Below are 9,551 nucleotides of genomic sequence, written 5' to 3'. Positions count from 1 at the left end.
ACAAGCTCTACTGACAGATAGCTTGGTTATGTTTTTTTCTTCAATAACGCGTTGCGTTGCTTTTTTGTGATACGTACTCCGAAATCTTTATCAAGTACATCGACTATCGTTTCAAAGAATTGTGCTTTTATCTTGGTATCTTCTAGCTCTTTTTCGAGGGCTTTGATTTTTTACTCAGGTGTTAAGTCATTGGGTTTAGACATAAGGGGAAGCTCATTCATATGATTGGGTGTACCTTTACTCCAATCTAGTTGACCATACCGGCGAAGCCAAGTTAAAACGGTTGAAGCACCTTGAATACCGTAGTGGTCTTGCGCTTGTTTGTAAGTACATTCGCCTTTTTCTACTTTATCAACGACGGATAATTTAAAGGCAAGTGAATAATCTTTTTGTGTACGCTTAGTTATTGGTTTCATTATCTTCTCCAAATTGAAGTTGGAAAAGTGTCAACCTTATTCAGGACGGGTCAGAGCAAATAAAAAAGCCGACGATAAGTCGGCTTTTTTATTTAAAATCACAATTTAGCGGTTATTGTGGAGCAAGCGTCTATGAGTAGAAATAGCCATCACAATACCGAAACCTGCCATTAAGGTCAGCATTGAGGTACCTCCATAACTGACCAGAGGTAAGGGCACCCCAACTACAGGCAGTAAGCCAGAAACCATACCAATATTAACAAACACATAGACAAAGAAAGTCAGCATAATACTACCAGCTAATAAGCGGGTAAAAGCTTCTTGTGCACGCATTGCAATCACCATACCTCGACCAACAATATAAAGGTAAAGTGCCAGTAAAAATAAAATACCAAACAAGCCAAATTCTTCAGCAAATACGGCAAAGATAAAATCAGTATGTCGCTCAGGCAAAAATTCAAGCTGTGATTGCGTGCCATTGAGCCAACCTTTACCAGAAACACCACCAGAGCCGATGGCGATTTGCGATTGGATAATATGGTAGCCCGAGCCCAATTTGTCTTGTTGTGGATCGAGGAAAGTTAACACCCGCTGTTTTTGATACGCATGCATGATAAAAAACCACATAATAGGCAAAAAAGCCGAGAAGGCTAAAACCATTCCACCTATTATTTTCCAGCTTAAACCTGCAAGAAATAAAACAAAAATACCAGAGCTTGCAATAAGTAAAGATGTACCTAAATCAGGTTGCTTGGCGATTAATAAAGTGGGGGTAAGCACCAAGACAAAACCAATAAAAACATCTCTAAAAGTAGGCGGTAATGGTTTTCTACTAATAAACCAAGCCAACATAATAGGTACAGCAAGTTTCATTATCTCAGAGGGTTGAAACTTGGTAACACCAATATCTAACCACCTTTGTGCACCTTTACCAACATGACCAAACAGTAATACCGCAACTAGCATGCCGCAGCCAAGAGCAAACAGCGGCACTGCCCAGCGCTGGTAAAAAGCAGGCGGGATCTGTGCGACAACAAGCATCACAACAATAGCTAACCCCAGTCGGGTCAATTGGCGAATAATCAGCCCAGTATCACCACCGCCAGCACTGTAAATAACGGCAACCCCCAGACCCATCAGACACAACAAGGCCGTTAGCAAAGGTAAATCGAGGTGAATACGTTGCCAGAAGTTTTTTCTCTCTCGTTCAGGGTTATCCAAAATAAGCTCCTAGTCCGCAGTGACTTGGCTAGTCAACAAGCCCTCAATTTCAATATCTTTGTTATTCGCCAATTTATATTCCATATCCGCTTGGTGAAATGCGCTTGGCTTTTTATGATCAAAGTAATGATCCATCAATTTTCTGGCGACAGGGGCTGCATTGGAACTCCCCCCGCCTACATTTTCCATGATCACAGCAACAACAATTTCAGGCTTTTCAATAGGGGCAAACGCAACAAATAATGCGTTATCTCTAAATCGTTCATCAATGGCATCTGCATCATATTCTGCATCTTGCGCAATACTAATAATTTGCGCAGTACCGGTTTTACCAGCAGCGCGGTATTTTGCATCTTTAAAGGCTTTATAAGCGGTGCCATTTTCTTTGTTCAGCGTATTGTCCATCGCATCAATAATAGTTTGCCAATGACTATCATCTTTTAACACCAATGGTGGTCTGTCTTGTTCAGGCACTCTTTCTATTTCGCCATTAGGATGCTGCATCGCGGCTAGTAATTTTGGCTCAAAAAATTGTCCACGATTGGCCAGAACACTGGTCGATAGAGCGATTTGCAAAGGAGTGGCTGTCCAGTAGCCTTGGCCAATACCAATAGAAATTGTGTCACCTGCATACCAAGGTTGGCGCCAACGCGCTCGCTTCCAACCTTGTGAAGGCATAACCGCCCCCGTTTCTTCAAAAATATCAATGCCGGTTTGTTCACCAAAACCAAAGCGGTTCATCTTTTCTGAAATTTTGTCGATACCTAGCCTAAGTGCCAGATCGTAGAAGTAAGTATCACAAGACTCTTCAATTGCCTTGTAGACATCGACCCAACCATGACCGTATTTTTTCCAATCACGATATTTATGGTCAATGCCCTTAATTTGATAAAACCCCGGGTCGCGCATACGCGTTTCGGCCGTCACTAACTGTTCATCTAACCCCAATAGCGCAATGTGTGGTTTAACGGTTGATGCGGGTGCATACCGACCTTGAGTGGCTCGATTAATTAAAGGTTTATCTTTGGAGTTAAGTAAAGCGCGGTAGTTTTTTGAACTAATTCCATGGACAAATAAATTGGCATCGTAGCTAGGGTTGGAATATAGCGTAAAGATACCGTTTGATTGTGCATCCAATACCACAATCGAGCCTCTGTGCCCCTCTAATAGCTGCTGGGCCATTTGCTGTAGCTCAAGGTCTAAGTGCAAGATCAGGTTTTCCCCTGGAATAGGCTCTTCCATTTCCAACTCGCGGATCACGCGTCCTCGGTTGTTAACTTCCACTCTCCGATAACCAACTTGACCGTGTAATAATTCTTCGTAATACCTTTCTAGCCCTAGCTTGCCAATATCTTTTGTCGCTTTGTAATTGGCAGTTTTCTCTTCAGCTTCTAACTTTGCTTTGTCTTTAGGGTTGATTTTTGCAACATAACCGACAGCATGAGTCAGTGTTTCTTGATACGGGTAATTTCGTTTTAATACGGCATCGATAATGACGCCGGGGAACTTGTGTTGATGGACAGAAATAACCGCGGCTTCTTGTTCTGATAAACGGGTTTTAAGGGTGACAGGGTTAAAACGAGAAGTGCCTCTTAAGTCTCGGCGAAAACGTTTGATATGACGCTCTTCTAAATTGATCAGTTGACCAATTTCCTCAATCAACACATCCATATCATCAACTTCTTCAGCGATGATATCTAAGTTATAGACAGGTTTATTGACCGCGAGTAACTTACCGTTTCGATCAGAAATTAAACCGCGGTTTGGCGCAACCGCTTGGACTTTAATTCGGTTACCATCAGCTTGCGTTTGGAAATCACTGAATTGCTCAACTTGAAGCTTGTAAGCTTTGTATAAAAGTAAGAATAAGAGAAATAACACCCCGACCAATGCAATACTGGCACGACGGGTGAATAAGTTTGCTTCAGCGGCATGGTCACGTATTGCAACTCGGCGCTTTACCCACATTGCACACGACCTTGTAAAACAACAGCCAGGCTAACAGCCATGATGATTACCTTAATTATTATTCTCTGTGGTAAGGGTGATTCTGGTTTACACTCCAAGCGCGATACAAGCTTTCAGCCACTAAAATACGCACCATAGGGTGCGGTAATGTGAGGTTCGACAATGACCACTTTTGCTCAGATAAAGCAATGCACTCTGGTGCTAACCCCTCAGGCCCACCAATCAGTAAACTGATATCACGTCCATCATGTTGCCAAACATCTAATTGCTTAGCAAGTTCAGGGGTTGACCAAGGCTTGCCTGTCACTTCGAGTGTCACCACGCGATTCCCTTTACCAATTGCAGCAAGTGTTTGCTCACCTTCTTTGGCAAGAATTCTAGCAATATCGGCGTTTTTACCGCGTTTACCCGCAGGGATCTCAATCAGTTCTAATGCACAATCACGTGGAAAGCGTCGCTGATACTCATTAAAACCTTGTGTCACCCAAGCCGGCATCTTTGTGCCGACTGCAATGAGTTGGATTTTCATATCGGGTTATTCAGCCGATGGGGAATCTTGACCCCACAATTTTTCTAATTGATAGAAGTCGCGTTGTGCATCTAACATGACATGAACAACAACGCTGCTCAAATCCACTACAACCCACTCACCAAATTCTGCCCCTTCAATCCCTAAAGGTTGTTGCTCTGCTCTTTTTGCTTCAACTTCTACGTTTTGTGCAATCGCCTTAACATGCGTTTTTGAGTTTCCTGAGCAAACGATCATAAAATCAGTGATCGTAGATTTATTTCTAACATCCATGATTTCAATATCACGGGCTTTCATATCTTCTAATTTTTCTTGGCAAAAAGTGACGAGTTGTTCTGTTTGCAAAATGCAATTGCTCCTAAAATTAAATGTATCTTAAGTATAGAGCTTATGGCTCAAAATATAATCATTAACGGCTTGTGGTAACAAGCACGCTGAGTTTTTTTCAGCTTGATATCGCTGACGGATGTAAGTTGAAGAAATCATTAACTTACTGGTTTTCGCTAAGTAAATTTTACCAAATTTACTCTGGCTTAATTCAATTGAATGCTCTGCTTTATGTGCTAAAAAAAAACTATTGAGTCGACTACTGATATCAACACTATAACCTGAGCGCTTAGCAACAATAATATGACAGTGCGATAATAATTCTTGCCAACGATGCCAGGAATCCAAATGATTAAACGCATCAATTCCCATGACAAAGCAAACCGGCTGTTGTAGCTCTTGGTTTAACTCAATAAGTGTATCAATGCTATAAGACGTAGCACTCTTTATCAGCTCTCTATCATCCACGATAAAACGTGGATCTAACTGCGCTGCTAGCTGGCACATGTTCAATCTATCGCTGTCGCTGGTATCCGGTTTTTCTCTGTGTGGAGGAAAGCGATTAGGGATCAGCCTGATTTCAGCGGCACTGATTTTATCGGCGAGTTCAATAGCAGGTTGTAAATGGCCAAAGTGGATCGGGTTAAAAGTGCCACCGACGACTAATACTGGTGCCTGCATCAATTTGTCTCCTGCATCATCTGATTGAAACGAGCAAGTTGTTCGCTCCCCGTGAACAAAGCACAGCAATGAGCAATTTGCGTGTAAGGGTATGACATCCCTTGACTTTTATAAGCCAAATCAAAGTCAGCTAATGCAGAACTTAACGCTTTTAACCGAGCTAAATCTAATCTTTGCAACGCTTTTTGATAAAGCGGTTGGCGCTTATCCCAAATTCTCAACTGGCTAAAGGCTTGTTTTAAGTTTTGCCCTTGCTGCTGGGCTAAATGAAGTTGAACCAGTAAATCAGCTTCCTTTTGCAAGGCCCAGCTAATGATCACAGGCTCTAATTCTTCACCTTGCAAGCGCTCTAAAATATGAATCGCTTTGGCAAAGTTTCCTTGTAGCAAATCATCTGCTAATTGAAAGACTGAGAATCGAGATTGATCAGAAACGGCATCGCGAATGTGTTCTTCATCAACCGTTTGGTTCGGATAAAGTAAGGCTAAACGGGTGATTTCTTGAGCGGCACTAAGTAAATTGCCTTCGAACATTTGTGTCATTAAATTAATAGCGTTAGGTGTAATTTGCACACCCGCTTGCTGGCATTGATTGCGCAACCATTGAGGTAAACGCTGTGAATCAATTTCATAAACAGGGACAAACCAGCCTAATTTATCAAGTGTCTTGAACCACTTACTGTTCGTTTGCGCCTTTTCTATTTTACCGCCCCACAATAGCAAGATGTGCTCATTGTTAGGGAGTTCAGCCCAAGCGTTTAATTGTGCCGAGCCTTCTTTACCTGGCTTGCCATTTGCTATTTCAACTTCAATCAACTTGCGAGTTGCAAACAAAGATAACGCTTGTGCCTCATCAAATAACAACTGCCAATTAAACTGATTGTCGTGAGTAAAGCGCACTCGCTCTTCACAACCCTGTGCTTTGGCGGCTTGGCGTATTTGATCTAAGGCCTGCTGCAGCTGAAACTGCTCATCACCAAATAGCATGATGACAGGTGGCAAACCTTGTTGAACTTGCTGGCTGAGTTTATCCCAATAAACGCGCATAAAACTCTAGTATTGAATCGCAGATAAAGAACGAACGATCCTATCTGCAGCTTGCTGACGCATTTCAGATAAGATTAATTTCATTTCGCGTGATTTAGCTAATACGCGATCTGGGTCGTCTTGATAATCACGGTAGATTTCAAATTCAAAATCTTCAATTTGACGCTCAGTGCCACGAGCTGAATCAAATTCGACTAGATATTTGACCTGATAGATAAGTTGATATTCAGCAACCTGTGCGTTGGGAAACAGGGACAATGTTCTGCGCTCAAGCGTATCGCTTAGCAAAACCAATTGCGCACATTCACTGTCACTGACTTGCGCGGCAATATCATTGTCGGCTAACTGTACGCCAGATAGTTTAAGGCGTTCACGTAAAGCTTTAACCAATGGCTTTTCGCTATCTGCTTGTAAACACAAGTTTTTTAAATGTGCCGGTACATGATAGCTACCGCGCATTTGAAACCCACAACTTACAATCAAGCAAGCCAGCAATAATATGCTGGCTTGTTTTAGTAAAGGCTTAATAGATGTTTTGAACATCGAACGGACCTTATAGAAGGCGTGATGAAATCATCACGCTTAGTTTGCAACGATATTAAGTAACTTACCTGGAACAAAAATCACTTTGCGAACAGTTTTGCCATCAGTGAATTTAGCAACATTCTCATCAGCTAAAGCTAGGGCTTCAACCGCTTCTTTACCTGCATCAGCGGCTACTGTTAACTTAGCGCGTAACTTACCGTTGACCTGAACGATGATTAGCTTCTCATCTTCCACTAAAGCAGCTTCATCAGCAACTGGCCAAGGCGCAGTTTCAACAGCGCTTTGTTGACCTAATGCAGCCCATAACGCATGAGATAAATGCGGCGTAATTGGGTTAAGCAATAAAGTAATCGCTTCTAAAGCTTCTTGCATAATCGCTCTGTCTTGAGCTGTTTCTGTAGAGGCCTTATTCAGCTTGTTTAGTAACTCCATTACCGCAGCGATAGCAGTATTGAACGTCTGACGACGGCCAAAATCATCTGATACTTTTGCAATGGCTTTGTGTAGTTCACGGCGAAGTGTTTTTTGTTCGCCTGTTAAATTAGCTTTGTCTAGTGCTTCAACTGCACCTTTATCTGTGTGCTCAAACACAGCGCGCCATAAACGTTTGATGAAGCGGTGCGCACCTTCTACACCTGAATCAGACCATTCTAGTGTTTGCTCTGGAGGAGCAGTAAACATCATAAATAAACGAACTGTATCAGCACCATATTGATCGATTACCGATTGAGGGTCGATACCGTTGTTTTTAGACTTTGACATTTTAGTCGTGCCAGCAGGAATAACAGGCTGACCGTCTGGCTTGTAAGTGGCTGACTTAACGCCGCCTTTTTCGTCATATTCTAAATCAACATCAGCTGGTGAATACCAAGATTTACCACCGTTGTCATCTTCACGGTAGTAAGTGTCGGCCAATACCATACCTTGACAAAGCAAGCGCTTGAATGGCTCATCAGAATCAACTAAACCTACATCGCGTAATAACTTATGGAAGAAGCGCGAATACAATAAATGCAAGATAGCGTGTTCAATACCACCTATGTATTGGTCGACAGGTAGCCAGTAGTTAGCTTCAGCCGGATCCAACATTTGCGTATCATCAGTTGCACAACAGTAACGCGCGTAGTACCAGCTCGACTCCATAAAGGTATCGAACGTGTCCGTTTCACGTAACGCTGGTTCACCGTTATAAGTTGTTTTTGCCCATTCAGGATCGGCTTTGATTGGTGAAGTCACACCATTCATCACAACATCTTCAGGTAATACGACAGGTAATTGCTCTTCTGGAACAGGTACAGCGTCACCATTTTCTAGGTTAATCATAGGGATTGGAGCACCCCAATAACGCTGACGAGACACACCCCAATCACGAAGACGATAATTAACGGTTACTTTACCTTTACCTAAACTTTCTAGTTTGGCAGCAAGTGCTTTAAACGCACCATCAAAATCTAAACCATCAAACTCACCAGAATTAACTAATACACCGCGTTCAGTGTAAGCAGCAGTTGATACATCAGCCGGCTCTTGGCCTTCGGCAGCATCAATCACTTGTTTAATCGGTAGGTTATAAGCTTGTGCAAATTCGTAGTCGCGTTGATCGTGAGCCGGAACTGACATCACAGCGCCCGTACCATAATCCATTAATACGAAGTTAGCAGCCCATACAGGTACTTCTTCACCTGTTAATGGATGGATAGCACGAAGACCGGTATCAACACCTTTTTTCTCCATGGTCGCCATATCGGCTTCCGCTACTTTGTTGTTTTTACACTCTTCGATAAACGCAGCTAATTCAGGATTACTCTCTGCCGCTTTTAGTGATAATGGGTGCTGTGCAGCAAGTGCTACATATGTCACACCTAATAAAGTATCAGGGCGAGTGGTATAAACCGTAAAGTCTTGTTCAAGGCTAGAGATATGGAAATCAATTTCTAAACCTTCAGAACGACCAATCCAGTTGCGCTGCATGGTTTTAACCTGCTCAGGCCACCCCTCTAATTGGTCAATATCATTTAATAGCTCTTCCGCATAATCAGTGATTTTAACGAACCATTGCGGAATTTCTTTTTGTTCAACTAATGCACCTGAACGCCAGCCTCGGCCATCAACAACCTGCTCATTGGCAAGTACAGTTTGGTCAACCGGATCCCAGTTAACTGTCGCCATTTTTTTGTAGACTAAACCTTTTTCATAAAGCTTAGTGAACAACCATTGCTCCCAACGGTAGTATTCAGGTGTACAAGTAGTCACTTCGCGAGACCAGTCATAACCAAAGCCCAACTTGTTTAATTGCGCTTTCATGTCATCGATGTTGGCGTAAGTCCATTTAGCTGGGGCGGTGTTGTTTTTAAGAGCCGCATTTTCAGCAGGTAAACCGAAAGAGTCCCAACCCATAGGTTGCATAACATTTTTACCTAACATGCGTTGGTAACGAGAAACGACGTCACCTAAGGTGTAGTTACGAACATGGCCCATGTGTAATTTACCACTCGGGTACGGGAACATAGATAAGCAGTAGAATTTTTCTTTGTCTGCTTCATGTTTAACTTCAAATGTTTTGTTTTCTTCCCAGTATTTCTGAACAGCTTGTTCTAGCTGCTGAGGGCTGTACTCTTCATGCATTGTCATTTTGATTCTTCGGATCTTGTCAAATGATAGATGGTTAACGCGTTTGCTGAGCTAATTAACGGCAAACCCGATAACTTATGGTTCTTAAAATAGCCCCATAGGATACCTTAGCTAGATGATGCAAACTAGAACTTTAATGAATTAGCCATGAGAAATTTGCAAGTTATCGAGCCGATATATTCATTG

Annotated in this window: 8 protein-coding genes and 1 pseudogene; all 9 read right to left on the bottom strand. The window is 42.4% G+C overall.

Going from position 1 to position 9,551, the window contains the following annotated elements:
- Nucleotides 1-241 precede the first annotated feature (241 nt).
- A pseudogene (locus HR060_RS19890) lies at nucleotides 242-416 on the bottom strand (helix-turn-helix domain-containing protein); the annotation flags it as partial.
- Nucleotides 417-521: 105 nt separating this feature from the next.
- On the bottom strand, nucleotides 522-1,637 hold the full coding sequence (rodA, locus tag HR060_RS16340) for a rod shape-determining protein RodA (RefSeq protein ID WP_246283200.1): 1,116 nt from the start codon (nucleotides 1,635-1,637) through the stop codon (nucleotides 522-524).
- Nucleotides 1,638-1,646: 9 nt separating this feature from the next.
- Nucleotides 1,647-3,605, bottom strand: coding sequence for a penicillin-binding protein 2 (mrdA, locus tag HR060_RS16335; RefSeq protein ID WP_174201359.1), 1,959 nt, complete (start codon nucleotides 3,603-3,605; stop codon nucleotides 1,647-1,649).
- A 58-nt stretch (nucleotides 3,606-3,663) separates the two neighbouring features.
- Nucleotides 3,664-4,134: a 23S rRNA (pseudouridine(1915)-N(3))-methyltransferase RlmH gene (gene rlmH / locus HR060_RS16330; protein WP_174201358.1), complete on the bottom strand. Its 471-nt coding sequence runs from the start codon at nucleotides 4,132-4,134 to the stop codon at nucleotides 3,664-3,666.
- Between the two features lie 6 nt (nucleotides 4,135-4,140).
- Complete coding sequence (rsfS, locus tag HR060_RS16325; protein ID WP_174201357.1) at nucleotides 4,141-4,479, bottom strand: ribosome silencing factor; 339 nt, start codon at nucleotides 4,477-4,479, stop codon at nucleotides 4,141-4,143.
- A gap of 30 nt (nucleotides 4,480-4,509) precedes the next feature.
- Nucleotides 4,510-5,142: a nicotinate-nucleotide adenylyltransferase gene (gene nadD / locus HR060_RS16320; RefSeq protein WP_174201356.1), complete on the bottom strand. Its 633-nt coding sequence runs from the start codon at nucleotides 5,140-5,142 to the stop codon at nucleotides 4,510-4,512.
- Complete coding sequence (gene holA, locus HR060_RS16315; RefSeq protein ID WP_174201355.1) at nucleotides 5,142-6,188, bottom strand: DNA polymerase III subunit delta; 1,047 nt, start codon at nucleotides 6,186-6,188, stop codon at nucleotides 5,142-5,144. Before holA ends, nadD begins: the two co-directional genes overlap by 1 nt.
- A gap of 6 nt (nucleotides 6,189-6,194) precedes the next feature.
- Nucleotides 6,195-6,731 (bottom strand): LPS-assembly lipoprotein LptE, encoded by a 537-nt coding sequence (locus tag HR060_RS16310; RefSeq protein WP_174201354.1) that lies wholly within the window; start codon nucleotides 6,729-6,731, stop codon nucleotides 6,195-6,197.
- Between the two features lie 39 nt (nucleotides 6,732-6,770).
- Nucleotides 6,771-9,359, bottom strand: coding sequence for a leucine--tRNA ligase (gene leuS / locus HR060_RS16305; protein ID WP_174201364.1), 2,589 nt, complete (start codon nucleotides 9,357-9,359; stop codon nucleotides 6,771-6,773).
- Nucleotides 9,360-9,551: the final 192 nt, after the last annotated feature.

The sequence above is a fragment of the Marinifaba aquimaris genome (assembly GCF_013328345.1).
In the GTDB taxonomy this organism is placed as follows: domain Bacteria; phylum Pseudomonadota; class Gammaproteobacteria; order Enterobacterales; family Alteromonadaceae; genus Marinifaba; species Marinifaba aquimaris.
The sequence above is the reverse complement of the archived record's forward strand: the minus strand, read 5'-3'. Positions and strand labels throughout refer to the sequence as shown.